This window comes from Aquabacterium sp. J223, from assembly GCF_024666615.1.
Classification (GTDB): Bacteria; Pseudomonadota; Gammaproteobacteria; order Burkholderiales; family Burkholderiaceae_C; genus J223.
The window spans coordinates 3,592,426-3,609,905 of record NZ_CP088297.1 but is presented as its reverse complement, the minus strand read 5'-3'; the positions used below and the strand labels follow the sequence as shown (position 1 = coordinate 3,609,905).

The 17,480-nt window shown below is 73.8% G+C and carries 13 protein-coding genes, 1 tRNA gene and 2 pseudogenes; 10 read left to right on the top strand and 6 right to left on the bottom strand.

The window, feature by feature from the left end; all coding sequences use genetic code 11:
- The first annotated feature begins 62 nt into the window (after window positions 1-62).
- The 6 genes from hemC to LRS07_RS17070 all read left to right on the top strand — a co-directional run bounded on the left by hemC (window position 63) and on the right by LRS07_RS17070 (window position 5,524).
- Complete coding sequence (gene hemC / locus LRS07_RS17095) at window positions 63-998, top strand: hydroxymethylbilane synthase (RefSeq protein WP_260499148.1); 936 nt, start codon at window positions 63-65, stop codon at window positions 996-998.
- Window positions 995-1,783 (top strand): uroporphyrinogen-III synthase, encoded by a 789-nt coding sequence (locus tag LRS07_RS17090; protein ID WP_260499147.1) that lies wholly within the window; start codon window positions 995-997, stop codon window positions 1,781-1,783. The genes hemC and LRS07_RS17090 overlap by 4 nt, the downstream gene beginning before the upstream one ends.
- A gap of 50 nt (window positions 1,784-1,833) precedes the next feature.
- On the top strand, window positions 1,834-2,940 hold the full coding sequence (locus LRS07_RS17085; protein WP_260499146.1) for a uroporphyrinogen-III C-methyltransferase: 1,107 nt from the start codon (window positions 1,834-1,836) through the stop codon (window positions 2,938-2,940).
- A 13-nt stretch (window positions 2,941-2,953) separates the two neighbouring features.
- Window positions 2,954-4,204, top strand: a complete 1,251-nt coding sequence (locus tag LRS07_RS17080; protein WP_260499145.1) for a heme biosynthesis HemY N-terminal domain-containing protein — start codon at window positions 2,954-2,956, stop codon at window positions 4,202-4,204.
- Window positions 4,205-4,318: 114 nt separating this feature from the next.
- Window positions 4,319-5,407, top strand: coding sequence for a gentisate 1,2-dioxygenase (gene gtdA, locus LRS07_RS17075; RefSeq protein ID WP_260499144.1), 1,089 nt, complete (start codon window positions 4,319-4,321; stop codon window positions 5,405-5,407).
- Between the two features lie 40 nt (window positions 5,408-5,447).
- Window positions 5,448-5,524, top strand: a tRNA-Arg gene (locus LRS07_RS17070).
- Window positions 5,525-5,609: 85 nt separating this feature from the next.
- On the opposite strand, the gene LRS07_RS17065 is transcribed toward LRS07_RS17070, so the two are convergent.
- Entirely contained in the window at window positions 5,610-6,653 is a 1,044-nt protein-coding gene (locus LRS07_RS17065) for an AraC family transcriptional regulator (RefSeq protein WP_260499143.1), read from the bottom strand.
- A gap of 104 nt (window positions 6,654-6,757) precedes the next feature.
- On the opposite strand from LRS07_RS17065, the gene LRS07_RS17060 reads away from it, so the two are divergent.
- From LRS07_RS17060 to LRS07_RS17045, 4 genes and pseudogenes are all read left to right on the top strand, one after another.
- A complete protein-coding gene (locus tag LRS07_RS17060) occupies window positions 6,758-7,933 on the top strand; it encodes an acyl-CoA dehydrogenase family protein (RefSeq protein ID WP_312028313.1) in 1,176 nt (391 codons plus the stop codon).
- Window position 7,934: 1 nt separating this feature from the next.
- Window positions 7,935-9,546 (top strand): annotated as a pseudogene (locus LRS07_RS17055) (carboxyl transferase domain-containing protein).
- Between the two features lie 37 nt (window positions 9,547-9,583).
- Window positions 9,584-10,369, top strand: a complete 786-nt coding sequence (locus LRS07_RS17050) for an enoyl-CoA hydratase/isomerase family protein (RefSeq protein ID WP_260502149.1) — start codon at window positions 9,584-9,586, stop codon at window positions 10,367-10,369.
- 2 nt (window positions 10,370-10,371) lie between these two features.
- Window positions 10,372-12,297: an acetyl/propionyl/methylcrotonyl-CoA carboxylase subunit alpha gene (locus LRS07_RS17045; protein ID WP_260499142.1), complete on the top strand. Its 1,926-nt coding sequence runs from the start codon at window positions 10,372-10,374 to the stop codon at window positions 12,295-12,297.
- Between the two features lie 39 nt (window positions 12,298-12,336).
- On the opposite strand, the gene LRS07_RS17040 is transcribed toward LRS07_RS17045, so the two are convergent.
- The 5 genes and pseudogenes from LRS07_RS17040 to LRS07_RS17020 form a co-directional block, all read right to left on the bottom strand.
- Window positions 12,337-13,437, bottom strand: coding sequence for a Rieske 2Fe-2S domain-containing protein (locus tag LRS07_RS17040; RefSeq protein WP_260499141.1), 1,101 nt, complete (start codon window positions 13,435-13,437; stop codon window positions 12,337-12,339).
- Between the two features lie 192 nt (window positions 13,438-13,629).
- Window positions 13,630-14,944, bottom strand: a pseudogene (gene fahA, locus LRS07_RS17035) (fumarylacetoacetase).
- A gap of 9 nt (window positions 14,945-14,953) precedes the next feature.
- Window positions 14,954-16,255 carry a homogentisate 1,2-dioxygenase gene (gene hmgA, locus LRS07_RS17030; protein WP_260499140.1) on the bottom strand — a complete coding sequence of 434 codons (1,302 nt, stop codon included), beginning with the start codon at window positions 16,253-16,255 and terminating at the stop codon, window positions 14,954-14,956.
- A 2-nt stretch (window positions 16,256-16,257) separates the two neighbouring features.
- A complete protein-coding gene (locus LRS07_RS17025; protein ID WP_260499139.1) occupies window positions 16,258-17,235 on the bottom strand; it encodes a Bug family tripartite tricarboxylate transporter substrate binding protein in 978 nt (325 codons plus the stop codon).
- Window positions 17,236-17,270: 35 nt separating this feature from the next.
- Entirely contained in the window at window positions 17,271-17,477 is a 207-nt protein-coding gene (locus LRS07_RS17020) for a DUF2783 domain-containing protein (protein ID WP_260502148.1), read from the bottom strand.
- Window positions 17,478-17,480: the final 3 nt, after the last annotated feature.

The following is a 17,480-nucleotide window of genomic DNA, read 5'->3' as shown; positions in this document are numbered from 1 at the left end:
CCCGTGCGGGGGCGATGTTGCCTGCGCCGGCCGCGGGGTGCACTTCCGCTAGCATCCCTTCGATGTCCGCTCCCCTCTTCATCGCCACCCGCGAAAGCCGGCTCGCCCTGTGGCAGGCCGGGCATGTGCGCGACCTGCTGACACGGCGCTTCGGCCTCGAGGTCGAGCTGCTCGGCATGACCACCCGCGGCGACCAGATCCTCGACCGCACGCTGTCCAAGGTCGGCGGCAAGGGCCTGTTCGTCAAGGAACTGGAAACGGCGCTGGAGGAAGGCCGCGCCCAGTTGGCCGTGCACTCGCTGAAGGACGTGCCGATGGACCTGCCCGACGGCTTCGTGCTGGCGGCGGTGCTGGAGCGCGAGGACCCGCGCGATGCGTTCGTCAGCGCCCGGTTCGACGGCGTGCGGGCGTTGCCGCAGGGCGCGGTGGTCGGCACCTCCAGCCTGCGCCGGGTGGCGCAGCTGTGTGCGCTGCGGCCGGACCTGCGCATCGAGCCGCTGCGCGGCAACCTCGACACCCGGCTGCGCAAGCTGGACGACGGGCACTACGACGCCATCGTGCTGGCCGCCGCCGGCCTGAAGCGGCTGGGACTGGCCGCCCGCATCCGCTCGGTGTTCGAGGTGGACGAGATGATCCCGGCGGCCGGGCAGGGCGCGCTCGGCCTGGAGGTGCGTGCCGACGACGCCGAGCTGCGCCACCGGCTGCAGGCGCTGGTGCACCGGCCGAGCTGGCTGGCGGTGCTGGCCGAACGCCAGGTATCGCGTGCGCTGGGCGGCAGCTGCAGCATGCCGCTGGCCGCGCATGCCCGCTGGGACGGCGCCATGCTGCGGCTGCAGGCCGCGCTGGGCCAGGTCGACGCCCCCCAACGGCCGCTGCTGCGCACGCACGTCGACGCCGAGGTGGCCGACGAGGCGCAGGCCCATGCCCTGGGGCAACGCGCGGCCGATGCGCTGTTCGCCGCGGGGGCCGCGGGCTACCTCGCACCCGCCGGCGCATGACGCCGGCGTCGCCCGTCCACGGCGACGGTCCGCGCCTGATCGTCACCCGGCCGCCACCGCAGGCGGATGCCTGGGTCGCGCGGCTGGCGGCGGCCGGTCTCGACGCGGTCGCGCTGCCGCTGCTGTCCATCGGACCACCGGCAGATCCGCGGGCGGTCACGGTGGCCTGGCAGGCGCTGCCCGGTGCGGCGCTGGCGATGTTCGTCAGCCCTAACGCCGCGGCACGGTTCCTTGCCGCACGGCCCCGGGACCGTGCGTGGCCCGCCGGCGTGCTGGCCGGTGCCACCGGCCCGGGCACGGCCGAGGCGCTCGTGCAGGCCGGCGTGCCGGCCGCGGCCATCGTGCAGCCGCCGGTCCACGAGGGCGTGTTCGACTCGGAGGCGCTGTGGCGGGTGTTGAAGCCGCTGCGCGACTGGCGCGACACCGAGGCCTGGATCGTGCGCGGTGAGGGCGGCCGCGAGTGGCTGGCCGAGGCGCTGCGTGCCGAGGGCGCCGCCGTGCACTTCGTCGCCGCCTACCGCCGCGAGCCCGCCCGGTGGACGGCCGACGACCAGGCGCTGGCCGCCCGGGCGCTGGCCTGGCCGCGGGCCCACGTCTGGCTGCTCAGCAGCGGCGAGGCGGTGGACCACCTGCGGCGGTTCTGCCCCGGGGCCGATTGGTCGGCCGCGCGGGCGGTGGCCAGCCACCCACGCATCGCCGAGCGGGCGCGGGCGATCGGCATGGTGGGCGTGCAGGTGCTGCCGCCCACGGTGGACGCGCTGGTCGCCGCCTTCGGACGGCCCTGACCGACGGGACCCCCTGCATACAATCCGCCGCCCCCCATTCCATCGCCCCCGTGGAGCCCATTCCCCCACCACCCGCCGCCGCGCCTTCGGTGCCCACCGTGGGCGCCGCCGTGCCCGTGCGCGACCGCCGGGCGCCGCTGCTGGCCTTCGGCGTGGTGGCGCTGCTGGCGGTGATCGGCCTCGGCGTCGCCTGGTCGACGCACCAGCGGCTGCAGCAGCTGGAGCAGGAGCTGGTGCGCCGGCAGCAGGAGAGCCAGGACCAGGCCGGCGAGGCGCGCCTGGCGGCCAAGCAGGCGCAGGACCTGTCGCGCGACGCGGCGGCCAAGGTGGCCCTGCTGGAGGCGCGGCTGGCCGAGGTGGCGGTGCAGCGCACCCAGCTGGACGAGCTCATCTCCTCGCTGTCCCGCTCGCGGGACGAGAACCTGCTGGCCGACGTCGAGGCGTCGCTGCGCGTGGCCCTGCAGCAGAGCGCCATCACCGGCAGCCCCGAGCCGACGGTGGCCGCGCTGCGCCAGGCCGACGAGCGGCTGGCGCGCTACAACCAGCCGCGGCTGGAGCGCGTGCGCCGTGCCATCGCCAAGGACCTGGACCGGGTCAAGGCGGTGGGCCTGACCGACGTGGCCGCGCTGACCCTGCGGCTGGACGAGGCAGTGCGTCTGGTCGACGAGCTGCCGCTGCTGGCCGGCGCCGAAGCCCGGCGCGAACGCCGCGGCGGTGCCAGCGCGGCCGAGCCGCCGCTGCCGCCCAACCCCGGCCTGCTCAGCCTCGACCAGCCGCTGGGCGCCTGGCTGCTGGCGCAGTGGCGCTTCATCAGCGCCGTGGTGGGGCAGGAGGCGCGCTCGCTGCTGCGCATCACCCGCATCGACAGCCCGGACGCGATGCTCATCGCGCCCGAGCAGGCCTGGTTCCTGCGCGAGAACCTGAAGCTGCGGCTGCTCGATGCCCGCATCGCGCTGCTGTCGCGCCACTTCGACACCGCGCAGGCCGACCTGCGCGACGCGCTGGTGGCGCTGGAACGCTACTTCGACCGCGGCTCGCGGCGGGTGCTGTCGACCGCCGAACTGCTGCGCCAGGTGAGCTCGCAGGCCAAGGCCGTGGGCGTGCCCCGCGCGGACGAGACGCTGGCCGCCATCACCGCCGCGGCGGCCGGCCGCTAGCCCCGCACAGCCCATGCGCGCGGTCATCTGGCTGGTGCTGCTGTTCGCCGCCGCGGTGGTGGCGGCGGTGACCCTCGGCCGCAACGACGGGCTGGTCACGTTCTACTGGGGAGGCTGGCGGCTGGACCTGTCGCTCAACCTCTTCCTGCTCGGCCTGGTGGCGAGCTGCTTCGTGCTGGTGTCGGCCATCCACGGCATCGGCTCGCTGGTGACGCTGCCGCGACGCGCCCGCGAATGGCGGCTGCTGACGCGCGAGCGCGCGGCGCAGCGGGCGCTGCGCGAATCGCTGGCCGAGTTCTTCGGTGCGCGCTACACCCGGGCCGAGAAGGCCGCGGCGCGGGCACTGGCCATCCAGGACGGCACGCCGGAGCTGTCCGGCGACCACGAGCTGCGGGTGCTGTCGCACCTGCTGGCCGGCCACAGCGCCCACCGCCTGCAGGACCGCCAGCGCCGCGACGCGCAGCTGCGCCAGGCCATCCGCCTCGGCAAGCGGCCGGGCCCAGTGAGCCGCATCGCCGACGAGGCCGCGCGGCTGCTGGCCGCCGAATGGGCGCTCGACGACCGCGACGCCCCGCGTGCGCTGCAGATGCTGGCCGAACTGCCCGCCGGTGCCGCCCGCCGCACGCATGCGCTGCGGCTGAAGCTGCAGGCCGCCCGCCTGGCGCGCCAGCCGCAGGAGGCCCTGCGCACCGCGCGGCTGCTGGCCAAGCACCAGGGCTTCTCGCGGGTGGCGGCGCAGGGCCTGCTGCGCTCGCTGGCCTGCGAGGCGCTGGACCAGGCGCACGACGCCGACCAGCTGCGCCGCATCTGGCTCGGCTTCGAGGCCGCCGACCGGCGCGACGCCTTCGTCGCCGCGCGCGCCGCCCACCGGGCCGCGCGCTTCGCCGCCTTCGAAGACGCCCGCGGCTGGCTGCGGCCGTTCTGGGACCGCATCGGCGAACTGGGCGCCGACGAGCGCGAGCAGGTGGCGCTGGGCCTGGTCGACGCCGCGCCGGGCATCGGCGCCGACTGGCTGCCGCGGCTGGAGTCGGCCGCCACCGCCTTCAACCACGAACCGGCGGTGCTGGCCGCGGTGGGCACCGTCTACGCCGAGCGGCAGCTCTGGGGCAAGGCCCGGCGCGTGCTGGCCGAGGCCGCCGCGTCGCCCGGCCTGCAGCCGCGCGCGCGCCGTCGCGCCTGGCGCCGCCTGGCCGACCTGGCGCTGGAGGAGGGCGACACCGAGCGCGCCCGCCAGTGCCAGCACGAAGCGGCGTCCATCGACTGACCCGGGCCCGGCGCCGCGGGGCCGATTCGCCTTCGGTTGACACGGTCCGCACCGGCGCCGACAGTGCCGTTCCGCTGAAACGCATGGGTTCGCCGAGGCGAACGACCGCAGTCCATGAACTCCCCGACCACCACGCCCTCCGACGACGGCACCGGCCTCGTCCCCACCGTCAACCGCGACGCCGAGGCCGGCCGCGCCGGCTTCTACGAGCGCGCCCGCTCCCAGCACCTGGCGCCGCTGTGGCGCGTGCTGCACGGCCTGGTGACCGAGACGCCGCAGCCGCGCTGCGTGCCGGCGCACTGGCGCTACGAGGACGTGCGGCCCTTCGTGATGGAGGCCTGCCACCAGATCTCCACCGAGGAGGCCGAGCGCCGTGTGCTGGTGTTCGAGAACCCGGGCCTGCCCGGCCAGTCGCGCATCACGCAGAGCCTGTTCGCCGGCTTCCAGATCATCCTGCCCGGCGAGACGGCGCCGGCGCACCGGCACGTCGCCTCCGCCCTGCGCTTCATCATCGAGGGCCGCGACGCCTACACCGCGGTGGGCGGCGAGAAGACGATGATGCTGCCGGGCGACTTCGTCATCACGCCGTCGTGGACCTGGCACGACCACGGCAACGTCGGCAGCGAGCCGATGATCTGGCTCGACGGGCTGGACATGCACATCGTCAACCTGCTGGCGGCCAGCTTCCGCGAGGGCTACCCGGGCAAGGTGCACCCGGTGGACCGGCCCGAGGGCGCGGCCATGGCCGAGGCCGGCACCAACCTGCTGCCGGTGGACCAGGACTACGGCACGCTGACCTCGCCCATCTTCAACTACCCGTACGACCGCACCCGCGAGGCGCTGGACCGCCTGTCGCGCTTCCGCGAGATCAGCCCGTGGCACGGCCACAAGATGCGCTACGTCAACCCGGTCAACGGCGGCTGGGCCATGCCCACCATCGCCACCTGCATGCAGCTGCTGCCCAAGGGCTTCGAGAGCCGGCCCTACCGGTCCACCGACAGCACGGTGTTCACCGTGGTCGAAGGCCACGGCACCAGCCGCGTGGGCGACCAGGTGTTCCACTGGGGGCCGCACGACCTGTTCGTGGTGCCGAGCTGGACGACGGTGCAGCACGCCACCGCCACCGACGACGCGGTGCTGTTCAGCTACTCCGACCGCGCGGTGCAGGACAAGCTGGACCTGTTCCGCGAGGAGAAGCTGTGAGCCGGGGCCGGGCAGGCGCCGTGTTATAGTCCGGGGCTCAGCGGCTGTAGCTCAGTTGGATAGAGTACTTGGCTACGAACCAAGGGGTCGTGGGTTCGAATCCTGCCAGCCGCGCCAGAATCTTGGTTCTGGATGAACGGGCCAGATGCTTCAAGCGTCTGGCCCGTTTTTCTTTGCCTGGTGGGGGAACGTCCGGGCCGTCTCAGGGCCCGGACGACCGCCGCCTGCGCAGGTCGCCCGGCGAGCGGCCGGTCCAGCCCTTGAAGGCGCGGATGAAGCTCTTCTCGTCCTTGAAGCCCACCGCCTCGGCCACCTGCTTGACCGGCTTGGCGGTGCGGTGCAGCAGGTGCAGGGCCTGGTCGCAGCGGACCTCGTCGCGCAGGCGCTGCACCGAGCTGCCCTGGTCGGCCAGCTGGCGGTGCAGCGTTCGCGACGACTGCCCCAGCGCCGCGGCCAGCGACTCGGCGGTGCGCAGTTCGGCGCCGCGGGTGCGCAGCAGGTGGCGCACCGAATCGGCCAGCAGCCGGTCGCGCCGATAGGGCCGCACGGTCAGCGGCAGCGCGTGCTGCAGCATGCCGCCCAGCGCCGCCTCGTCGCGCAGCAGCGGCAGCTCGAGGTAGCTGGCGTCCAGCCGCATCTGCGTGCGCGCGGCGCCATGCCGCACCGGGCCGGGGAAGATGAGCTCGTGCACCGCGCCGTGTGGCGGCCGGGCGATGGGCAGGGCCACCTCGCGCAGCGCGATGCGCGAGTCGACGGCCCAGCAGGCATAACCGTGCAGGTAGCGCAGGCTGCTGACCAGGCAGAACTCGCGCATCGCCGCCAGGTCGACGCGCTCGTCGATGGCGACGACGGCGTCTCCGCCCTCGACCGTCAGCGACAGGTGCAGGTCGTCGGTGAGCAGCCGGTGGTGGCGGCACCAGCGCTTGAGCGCCAGCCCCAGCGTCGGCGCGCCCAGCGAGGCGCGGCACAGCAGGCCGTAGCTGCCCCAGGGCAGGCGGCGCGAGAACCAGCCCAGCGCCTCGTCGTCCAGCTCCTGCATGGCATGCGCGCACAGCCGCTCGAACTGCGCGGAGGTGATGCAGGCCGTCGCATCGTCGAGCAGCGACGGCGACACCTGCGCCGCCTCCAGCGCGCCCTGCGGCGGCACGCCGTAGCGGGCGTAGGCCAGCAGCACCGCGCGCACGAAGGCCATCGGCGTCGCCGCGCGCGGGGCGGCCGCGGGCGCGGGGCGGGGGCGGGCAGGCATCGCCGCAGTGTGCAAAGCGCTGGCAGCATTTGCAACCAACTCGGCGCACCCGCGCCGTCGGCCCGCGCTAGGCTCGGCGGCAATCCACCCGACGAGGAACCGCCGTGAACCACCTCCCCGGCCTTGACTTCGACCTCGGCGACACCGTGGCCATGCTGCGCGAGTCGGTGCGGGCCTTCGCCGCGGCGGAGATCGCACCGCGCGCCGCGCAGATCGACCACGACAACCAGTTCCCCGCCGACCTCTGGCGGAAGCTGGGCGGCCTGTGCCTGCACGGCATGACGGTGTCCGAAGCCCATGGCGGCACCGCGATGGGCTACCTGGCGCACCTGGTGGCGATGGAGGAGGTGTCGCGCGCCTCGGCCGCGGTGGGCCTGAGCTACGGTGCGCACTCCAACCTCTGCATCAACCAGCTCCACCGCCACGGCAGCGAGGCGCAGAAGCGGCGCTACCTGCCCCGGCTGGTCAGCGGCGAGCACGTCGGTGCGCTCGCGATGAGCGAGCCGGGCGCCGGCTCCGACGTGGTCAGCATGGCGCTGCGCGCCGACCGCCGGGGCGACCGCTACGTGCTCAACGGCTCGAAGATGTGGATCACCAACGGCGGCGACGCCGACACCCTGGTCGTCTACGCCAAGACCGACCCCGGCGCCGGCCCGAAGGGCATCACCGCCTTCATCGTCGAGAAGGGCTTCAAGGGCCTCGGCTTCGGCCGCAAGCTGGACAAGCTGGGCATGCGCGGCTCCAACACCTGGCCGGTGTTCTTCGAGGACTGCGAGGTGCCCGAGGACAACGTGCTGGGCGGCGTCGGCCACGGCGCGCGGGTGCTGATGTCCGGGCTGGACTACGAGCGGGCGGTGCTCTGCGGCGGGCCGCTGGGCATCATGGCCGCCTGCATGGACCTGGTGCTGCCCTACGTGCACGAGCGTCGGCAGTTCGGCCAGCCGATCGGCGAGTTCCAGCTCATGCAGGGCAAGCTGGCCGACCTGTACACCACCTGGCAGGCCTGCCGGGCCTACGGCTACGCCGTCGGCGCGGCCTGCGACCGCCGCGACCACGCCCGCAGCCTGCGCAAGGACGCCGCCGGGGCCATCCTGTACCTGGCCGAGAAGGCCACCTGGATGGCCGGCGAGACCATCCAGGCGCTGGGCGGCGTGGGTTACACCAACGAGGTGGCGGCGGGGCGGCTGTGGCGCGACGCCAAGCTGTACGAGATCGGCGCCGGCACGTCGGAGATCCGGCGCATGCTCATCGGCCGCGAGCTGTTCAACGAGACGGCATGACATGGGCACCGTGCTGACCTCGCGCATCGACCCGCGCGGCGAGCCGTTCCGCGCCAACGCGCAGGCGATGCGCGCGCTGGTCGACGACCTGCGCGCGAAGGTGGCCGAGGCCGCCCTCGGTGGCGACGCCGCGGCCCGCGAGCGCCACACCGCCCGCGGCAAGCTGCTGCCGCGCGAACGGGTCGACCGCCTGCTCGATCCCGGCACGCCCTTCCTGGAGATCGGCCAGCTGGCCGCGCACGGCCTGTACGAAGGCCAGGCGCCGGCCGCCGGCCTGATCGCCGGCGTCGGCCGGGTGCAGGGGCTGGACTGCATGGTGCTGGCCAACGACGCCACGGTGAAGGGCGGCACCTACTTCCCGATGACGGTGAAGAAGCACCTGCGCGCGCAGGAGATCGCGCTGCAGAACCGGCTGCCCTGCATCTACCTGGTCGATTCCGGCGGCGCCTTCCTGCCGCGGCAGGACGAGGTCTTCCCCCGACCGCGAGCACTTCGGCCGCATCTTCTACCACCAGGCGGTGATGAGCTCGCTGGGCATCGCCCAGGTGGCGGTGGTGATGGGCTCCTGCACCGCCGGCGGCGCCTACGTGCCGGCGATGAGCGACGAGACCGTCATCGTGCGCGGGCAGGGCACCATCTTCCTCGGCGGGCCGCCGCTGGTGAAGGCGGCCACCGGCGAGGAGGTGAGCGCCGAAGACCTGGGTGGCGGCGACGTGCACACCCGCGTCTCCGGCGTGGCCGACCACCTGGCCGAGGACGACGCGCATGCGCTGGCCATCGCGCGGCGCATCGTCGGCCGCCTCAACCGGCGACGGCCGGTCACGGTGACGCTGCAGCCCGCCGAAGCCCCGCTGTACGACCCCGAGGAGCTGTACGGCATCGTGCCGCAGGACCCCCGCAAGCCCTACGACGTGCGCGAGGTCATCGCCCGCGTGGTCGACGGCTCGCGCTTCGACGAGTTCAAGGCCCGCTACGGCGCCACGCTGGTCACCGGCTTCGCGCGGCTGTACGGCATGCCGGTGGGCCTGGTCGCCAACAACGGCGTGCTGTTCTCCGAGTCGGCGCTGAAGGGCGCGCACTTCATCGAGCTGTGCGCGCAGCGCGGCGTGCCGCTGGTGTTCCTGCAGAACATCACCGGCTTCATGGTCGGCCGCAAGTACGAAAGCGGCGGCATCGCCAAGGACGGCGCCAAGATGGTCACCGCGGTGGCCACCGCGCAGGTGCCCAAGCTCACGCTGCTGATCGGCGGCAGCTTCGGCGCGGGCAACTACGGCATGTGCGGCCGCGCCTTTTCGCCGCGCTTCCTGTGGATGTGGCCCAACGCGCGCATCAGCGTCATGGGCGGCGACCAGGCCGCCGGCGTGCTGGCCGCCGTCAAGCGCGACGGCATCGAGGCCCGCGGCGGGCAGTGGAGCGCCGAGGACGAGGCCGCCTTCAAGGCGCCCATCCGCGCGCAGTACGAACACCAGGGCCATCCGTACTACGCCACCGCCCGGCTGTGGGACGACGGCGTGGTCGACCCGGCGCAGTCGCGCCGCCTGCTGGGCCTGTCGCTCTCGGCCGCGTTGAACGCGCCGATCGAGCCGACGACGTTCGGCGTCTTCAGGATGTGAGGCCGACGTGCCCGTGCCTTCTGCCACCGTGAACGCCATGCACTTCACCACGTTGGAGATCGAACGCCGCGGCCCGGTGGCCTGGCTGTGGATGGCCAGGCCGACGGTGCACAACGCCTTCGACGAAGGCTTGATCGCCGAGCTGACGGCCGCCTTCCGGTCGCTGGCCGCCGACCCCGGCGTGCGCGTGCTGGTGCTGGCCGGTCGCGGCAAGAGCTTCTCCGCCGGCGCCGACCTGGGCTGGATGCAGCGGCTGGGCGCCGCCTCGCCGGACGACAACCTGGCCGATGCGCGCCGGCTGGCGCTGATGCTGCGAACGCTGGCCGAGCTGCCGCAGCCCACCATCGCACGCGTGCACGGCGCCGCGCTCGGCGGCGGCCTCGGGCTGGCGGCGGCCTGCGACCTCTGCGTCGCCTCCACCGAGGCGCAGTTCGCCACCTCCGAGGTGCGCCTGGGCCTCATCCCCTCGGCCATCGGTCCCTACGTGCTGCGGGCCATCGGCGAGCGGCAGGCGCATCGCTACTTCCAGACCGGCGAGCGCATCGACGCGCAGCGCGCGCATGCGCTGGGGCTGGCGCACGAGGTGGCGGCGCCGGACGCGCTCGACGCCGCCGTGCAGTCGCTGGTCGACGCGCTGCTGGCCGGCGGCCCGCTGGCGCAGCGCGCGTCCACCGAGCTGATCCGCGCGGTGGCCCACCGGCCGGTGGACGACGCGCTGGTGGAGGACACGGCGCAGCGCATCGCCCGCCTGCGCGCCACCCCCGAGGCGCGCGAGGGCCTGGCCGCCTTCCTCGGCAAGCGCAAGCCGTCGTGGAGGGACTGACGATGTTCGGCAAGGTCCTCATCGCCAACCGCGGGGAGATCGCCTGCCGCGTCGTCCGCACCGCGCGGCGCCTCGGCATCGCCACCGTCGCCGTGCATTCCGAAGCCGACGCCAACGCCCGCCACGTGCGCCTGGCCGACGAGGCGGTGTGCATCGGCCCGGCGCCTGCGCGCGCGTCGTACCTGGTGGGCGATCGCATCCTCGCGGCGGCGAGGCAGACCGGCGCGCAGGCGATTCACCCGGGCTACGGCTTCCTGTCCGAGAACGCCGACTTCGCCGACGCCTGCGAGCGCGCCGGCCTCGTCTTCATCGGCCCGCCGGCCTCGGCCATCCGGGCCATGGGCAGCAAGTCGGCCGCCAAGGCGCTGATGGCGGCGGCCGGCGTGCCGCTGACGCCGGGCTACCACGGCGACAAGCAGGACGCCGGTTTCCTCGCGGCACAGGCCGACCGCATCGGCTACCCGGTGCTGATCAAGGCCAGCGCCGGCGGGGGCGGCAAGGGCATGCGCCGCGTCGACGCCCCAGCCGACTTCGAGGCCGCGCTGCTGTCGTGCCGGCGCGAGGCGCTGAACGCCTTCGGCGACGACCAGGTGCTCATCGAGCAGTACGTGCTGCGGCCGCGGCACATCGAGGTGCAGGTCTTCGGCGACCGCCAGGGCGGATGCGTCCACCTGTTCGAGCGCGACTGCTCGGTGCAGCGCCGCCACCAGAAGGTGCTGGAGGAAGCGCCCGCACCCGGCATGACCCCCGAACGCCGCGCCGCCATGGGCCGCGCCGCGGTGGACGCGGCCCGGGCGGTGGGCTACGTCGGCGCCGGCACCGTCGAGTTCATCGCGCAGCCCGACGGCCGCTTCTACTTCATGGAGATGAACACCCGGCTGCAGGTGGAGCACCCGGTCACCGAGCTGGTCACCGGGCTGGACCTGGTCGAGTGGCAGCTGCGCGTGGCCGCCGGCGAGCCCCTGCCGCTGCGGCAGGAGCAGCTGTCGCTGACCGGTCATGCCATCGAGGCCCGGCTGTACGCCGAGGACCCCGACAAGGGCTTCCTGCCCTCCACCGGCCGGCTGACGCACCTGGCCCTGCCGGCGGACTCGGCCCACGTGCGGGTGGACAGCGGGGTCGAGTGCGGCGACGAGATCACGCCCCACTACGACCCGATGATCGCCAAGCTCGTCGTCTGGGACCACGACCGGGCGCGCGCGCTGGCGCGCCTGCGCCGTGCGCTGGCCGAGGTGCAGGTGGTGGGCGTGGCGAACAACGTCGGGTTCCTGTCGCGGCTGGTGGCGACGCCGTCCTTTGCCGACGCCGACCTCGACACCGCGTTGATCGAGCGCGAGCACGGGCGGCTCTTCCCGCCCCCGCAGGACCCGCCCGAGGACGTGTGGCGGCTGGCCGCGCAGGCCGAGCGGCAGCGCGAGGACCGGTGCACGCTGGCCGCCGCCGACGCCGCCGGCGACGGGCCCGATTCACCCTGGCGGCTGCTCGACGGCTGGCGGCCGAACGGCCGCGCGCCGCGGCCGGTGACGCTGCGCCATGGCGAGGTCGTGCGAACGCTGGCGGTGGACGAGGCGCTGCCGCACGGCCGCCGGCGCGCCGCCACCGCGGTGGCCGGCGCCGACGGTCGCTGGCACGTCTTCCTCGACGGCCGGGTCTGGGTGCTGGCACCGGTGCACGCCGGCGACGGCGACGGCGCGGAAGATGACGTCGCCCGCGGCCTGAGGGCGCCGATGCCGGGCAAGGTGATTGCGCTGCTGGTGGCCGAGGGCGCCGCGGTGGAGGCCGGCACGCCGCTGCTGGTGATGGAGGCGATGAAGATGGAGCACACCCTGCAGGCGCCGGCGAAGGGCGTGGTCAGCGCCTTCCGCTTCGTCGCGGGCGAGCAGGTGGACGAGGGCGTCGAACTGCTGGACTTCGAGGTGCGGCCCTGACCATCGCGCAGGGCCGCCGCTCGGCCGCCGCCCGGCGGCTCAGCGTGCCTCCGCCTGCGCCAGGCGCTCGACCAGCGCGCGGAACTGGCCCAGCGCGGCGTCCAGCGCGACGGGGCGCATCGGCAGGTCCGGCGTGGCCAGGATGGCCCGGTACTGCGCGGTGATCATGTCGCGGTCTTCGACGAAGGCCTTGAGCAGCACCTCGTGCATGCGCTGCGGCGTCTCCGCCGCGCGCTCGAAGTCCTGGCGCTGGCAGGACTGCTGGAAGAAGTAGTGGCTGCTGGTCTCGGTTTCCGGCGTCACCGCCTGGCAACTGTGCATCCGCACCGTGCGCGCCACGTCGTCGGGCGCGTCCATCGGATGGCCGCCGGAGTCCATCAGCAGGACGCCGGGCAGCACGAAGTCGTAGTGGAACCATCGCCGGTAGTCGCCCGCCAGCCCTGGCCGGAAGCTGTGCCAGTAGGGCGACGCGGGCACGCCCTTGACCTCGCGGGTGATGCGCACGCCCACCTGACGGTCGCCCACGCGCACCGGCTCGTTGTGCTGGCGGGCCCGGGCGATCTCGGTCGAACCGCCCAGCGTCGTCGCGTGCACATAGCTCAGGTGCGAGAAGTCCAGCAGGTTGTCGCAGATCAGCAGGTAGGGCACCTCGTAGTGCATGTACCCCGGCTGGTTCACCCAGTCCGGCGAGTCGTTGGAATGGTTGTCGGGCAGCAGGGCGGTGTCGGCGAGCGCGGGATCGCCCATCCAGACGAAGATCCAGCGCCGGTGCTCGACCACCGGGTAGGTCTTGAGGTCGAGGCCGGGCGGCACGCGCTCGGTGCCCGGCACCTCCAGGCAGCGGCCGGTGGCGTCGAACCGGATGCCGTGGTAGGCGCAGCGCACGGTGTCGCCCTCGCGCTGGCCGATCGACAGCGGCGCCAGCCGGTGGCTGCAGCGGTCGAGCAGGGCGGTGAGGCGGCCGTCGGCGCGCCGCATGAGCAGGACGGGCTCGCCGATCACCGTGCGGCTGAAGAGCCCGCCGTCCGGCACTTCGTGCGACCAGGCGATCACGTACCAGCAGTTGCGCACGAAGGGCGTGTCGACGTGGCGGCTCCTGGTGATCTTGCCATTGCTGCTGCTGAGGGTGCTCTGGGTCATGGCCTTGCCGGTGCGCAGTGCGGTGGTCGCCGAGGCGGCGGGCGTTGATGTCGAGCACCGGCGGCCCGTCGTCCGCCCGTGCCCGTCGTCGGCCGCGAGGGACCCACTGTAGGCAGCGCGGGCGGCGTTGTCTGTGCCATGCGGATGGCACGGGACGACCCGCGAGTCCGGCCGGCCTGGAGGCGCAGGCCGTCAGGCCGCCGGCAGCACGGTCCCCGTGCAGGCGCCGAAGCCGATGCGCCGTGCGCCGGGGCGTTCGCACCAGCCGCGCAGCGTCACGCTGTCGCCGTCCGCCAGGAAGGTGCGCGTCTCGCCGGTGGGCAGCGCGATGGGCTGCTTGCCGCCGCGGCTCAGCTCCAGCATCGAGCCGGCCTGCTCGGGCGCGGGGCCGGACAGGGTGCCGGTGCCGAGCAGGTCGCCGCTCTGCAGGTTGCAGCCGTTGATGGTGTGGTGCGCCACCAGCTGCGCCAGCGTCCAGTACGCGTCGGTGAAGTTGGAGCGGCTCAGGGTCACCGCCGGCAGGCCCTGCTCGCGCATGGCGGCGGTCTGCAGCAGCACCTCGAGCCGGAGGTCGATGGCGCCCTGGCGTCGGTTGGCCTCGCCGTCGAGGTAGGGCAGCGGCTCGGGGTCGCCGGCCGGCCGGGTGAAGGGCACGCGGAAGGGGGGCCAGCGCCTCCAGCGGCACGACCCACGGCGACAGCGTGCTGGCGAAGCTCTTGGACAGGAAGGGCCCCAGCGGCTGGTACTCCCAGGCCTGGATGTCGCGCGCGCTCCAGTCGTTGAACAGGCCCAGGCCGAAGACATGCGCCTCCGCCTCGGCCATGGCCACCGGCTCGCCCAGCGCATTGGGCGCGCCGACGAAGACCGCCAGCTCCAGTTCGTAGTCCAGCCGCTGGCTCGGGGCCAGCACCGGCACCTCGGCATCCGCCGGCTTGAGCTGGCCCTTGGGCCGGCGGAAGGCGCGGCCGCTGGGCAGGATGGACGACGCCCGGCCGTGGTAGCCGATGGGCACCCACCGGTAGTTGGGCAACAGCGGCGCATCGGGCCGGAACAGCTTGCCGACGCTGGTGGCGTGGTGGATGCCGGTGTAGAAGTCGGTGTAGTCGCCGATACGGCAGGGCAGGCCCATCTCGGCCTCGGCCTGCGGCAGCAGGCAGGGCGCCAGCGTGGCCTGCAGCGGGCTGCCGTCGCGCAGGGCCTCGCTCAGGGCCAGCCGCAGGGGCGCACGGCGGGCCGCGGGCAGCGCCATGAAGGCGTTGAGGTCGCCGGCCGCCAGCGGCTGCAGCAGCGGCTGGACGGCCGCCGGCCAGTCGTGCGCGGCGGCGGCACGGCGCAGGTCCAGCACCTGGTCGCCGATGGCGATGCCGATGCGCCAGTCGCCGTCGCCGCGTTCGCCGCGCCGACGGAAGCGCCCGTAGGGCAGGTTCTGGATCGGGAAGTCGGCGTCGTCGGCGTTGGCCGAGGCGACCCAGCTGCGCAGGTCGGGGTTCAGGGTGGGGTCGGTCATGGGTGCGGCTCAGAGCGGGGCGCGGGCGGACAGGCCGGCCCAGCAATCGGCGTACGCCTCGTCCAGCGCGCCGCCGTTCAGGGCGAAGGGCGTGGGGACGAAGCGCAGGCGGCTTTCGAACATGAAGGCGAGCGTGCCGTCGAGCTTCTGCGGCGCCAGGTCGGCGCCGGTCGCCTTCTCGAAGGCCTCGCCGTCGGGCCCGTGCGGCACCATGCCGTTGTGCAGCGAGGCACCGCCGGGTTTGAAGCCTTCGGGCTTGGCGTCGTACTCGCCGTAGACCAGTCCCATGAACTCGCTCATCAGGTTGCGGTGGTACCAGGGCGGGCGGAAGGTGTCCTCCATCACCAGCCAGCGCGGCGGGAAGATGACGAAGTCGGCGTTGGCGGTGCCCGGCGTGTCGCTGGGGCTGGTCAGCACGGTGAAGATCGACGGGTCGGGGTGGTCGAAGCTGATCGAGCCGATGGCCATGAAGTGCGCCGTGTCGTACTTCACCGGCGCCAGGTTGCCGTGCCAGGCCACCACGTCGAAGGGCGTGCGCTTCAGCGTCGTGCGCCACAGCCGGCCGGCGAATTTCTTCACCAGCTCGACCTCGCCCTGCGGCGCCTCGAAGGCCGCCACCGGTGCCAGGAAGTCGCGCGCGTTGGCCAGCCCGTTGGAGCCGATCGGCCCCAGCTCCGGCAGGCGGAAGTGCGCGCCGTAGTTCTCGCACACATAGCCGCGCGACGGGCCGTCGGGCAGGTCGACGCGAAAGACCAGGCCGCGCGGCAGCAGCGCGATCTCGCCGGGCCGGACCGCCAGCACGCCGAGCTCGGTGGTGATGACGAGCCGCCCCTGCTGCGGCACCAGCAGCAGTTCGCCGTCGGCATTGACCAGCGCGCGGCCGTCCATCGAGCGGTTGGCCAGGTACACATGCGCGGCCATGCCGGTCTGCGCCTCGGCGTCGCCGTTCAGCACCACCGTCTTCAGCCCGTCGACGAAGTCGGTGGGCTCGGTGGGCAGCGCGAAGGGATGCCAGCGCATCGGCTCGGGCGGGACCACCGCCTCGCGCAGCGGCGGTGTGAGCCAGCCGTCCTGCCGGTAGGGCGCGAAACGGCCGGCCACCACCGACGGCTGGCGGCGGTACAGCCAGCTGCGCCGGTTCTCGGCGCGCGGTGCGGTGAAGGCGGTGCCCGAGACCAGCTCCGGGTACAGGTCCAGCGGCGCCCGCTGCGGGCTGTTGCGCCCGCGCGGCAGCGCGCCGGCGATGGCCTCGGTGGCGTGTTCGTTGCCGAAGCCGCTCTGGTAGCGAAGCGTCGGGTCGGGGTCGGTCATGGTCAGTCCAGCCTGATGTTGTTGGCCTTGATGAGGCGGCCCCAGCGCTCGCGCTCGGTGCCGGCGTAGCTCGCCATCTGCTGCGGCGTGCCGGGCAGCGCCTCCAGCGCCAGCGATTGGAACCGGGCCTTCACCGGCGTGGCGTCCAACGCCGCCTGCAAGGCCTTGCTGAACCGGGCCACGGTGTCGGGCGGGGTGCCGGCCGGCGCCACCAGCCCCTGCCAGGCGTAGGCCTCGTAGCCGGACACGCCCTGTTCGGCCAGGGTGGGCACGTCGGGCAGCGTCTGCAGCCGCGCCGCGCTGGCCACGCCGATGGCCTTCACCCGGCCGGCCACCACCGCCTGCTGCACGCTGGCCGAGTCGATCATGCCCACCGGCACCTGGCCGCCCATCAGATCCTGCACGGCGGGCGCCGCGCCCTTGTAGGGCACGTGGTTGAACTTGAGGCCCGTGCGCTCGCGCAGCAGCTCCACCGCCAGGTGGTGCGGGGTGCCCAGGCCCGGCGAGGCGTAGGACACGTTGTCCTGCGCCTTGGCCCAGGCGGTGAACTCCTGCCAGTTCTTCGCCGGCACGTTGGGCGCGACGACCAGCAGCAGCGGGAAGCGCGCCAGCAGCCCCACCGGCACGAAGTCCTTGACCGGGTCGTAGGGGAGGCGGCCGAAGAGGAACGGGTTGGCGGCCAGGGTGGCGAAGTCGGCGGTGAAGAGCAGCGTGCCGCTGGTGTTGCCGGCGCGGACCACGTACTCGGCCGCGATGTTGGTGCCTGCGCCGGGTTTGTTGTTGACGACGATGGGCTGGCCCAGCGTGCGGGCCATGGCCTCGGCCACCGTGCGGGCGACGGTGTCGGAGCCGCCGCCGGCGGCAAAACCGACGACCCATTCGATGCTGCGGTTGTCCTGGGCCCGCACGGCGCCGGGCACGAGCAGGCCGAGGGCGGCGCCCAGCGTGATCTGGCGGCGGTTGGGGGTCGATGCGGTCATGTCGGTCCTCCGGTGGGGATGCAAGGTGGGTGGTGTCAGGCGGGCTGCGGCGCGCTGTCGCGGGCGGCCTGCAGCGCCTCGCACAGCACCGGGTGGTCGCCGATGTGGTTGGCCAGCAGCAGGACCAGCCGGGCGTTGAGCGCGTGCGACTGCTCGATCGGCAGGTCGCGGTGGGCGTCGAGCAGCGCCTCGTAGAAGTCGTCGGGCTGGTCGAGGTGCGGTTCGGTGATCAGGTGCGGCATGGC

What these genes read in the sequence shown, in the direction of transcription:
- LRS07_RS17065 (WP_260499143.1), bottom strand. Translation starts at nt 6,653, where the DNA reads ATGCCTGCCCGCCCCCGCCCCGCGCCCGCGGCCGCCCCGCGCGCGGCG.
- hemC (WP_260499148.1), top strand. Translation starts at nt 63, where the DNA reads ATGTCCGCTCCCCTCTTCATCGCCACCCGCGAAAGCCGGCTCGCCCTG.
- LRS07_RS17045 (WP_260499142.1), top strand. Translation starts at nt 10,372, where the DNA reads ATGTTCGGCAAGGTCCTCATCGCCAACCGCGGGGAGATCGCCTGCCGC.
- gtdA (WP_260499144.1), top strand. Translation starts at nt 4,319, where the DNA reads ATGAACTCCCCGACCACCACGCCCTCCGACGACGGCACCGGCCTCGTC.
- LRS07_RS17020 (WP_260502148.1), bottom strand. Translation starts at nt 17,477, where the DNA reads ATGCCGCACCTGATCACCGAACCGCACCTCGACCAGCCCGACGACTTC.
- LRS07_RS17080 (WP_260499145.1), top strand. Translation starts at nt 2,954, where the DNA reads ATGCGCGCGGTCATCTGGCTGGTGCTGCTGTTCGCCGCCGCGGTGGTG.
- LRS07_RS17025 (WP_260499139.1), bottom strand. Translation starts at nt 17,235, where the DNA reads ATGACCGCATCGACCCCCAACCGCCGCCAGATCACGCTGGGCGCCGCC.
- hmgA (WP_260499140.1), bottom strand. Translation starts at nt 16,255, where the DNA reads ATGACCGACCCCGACCCGACGCTTCGCTACCAGAGCGGCTTCGGCAAC.
- LRS07_RS17050 (WP_260502149.1), top strand. Translation starts at nt 9,584, where the DNA reads ATGCACTTCACCACGTTGGAGATCGAACGCCGCGGCCCGGTGGCCTGG.
- LRS07_RS17040 (WP_260499141.1), bottom strand. Translation starts at nt 13,437, where the DNA reads ATGACCCAGAGCACCCTCAGCAGCAGCAATGGCAAGATCACCAGGAGC.
- LRS07_RS17090 (WP_260499147.1), top strand. Translation starts at nt 995, where the DNA reads ATGACGCCGGCGTCGCCCGTCCACGGCGACGGTCCGCGCCTGATCGTC.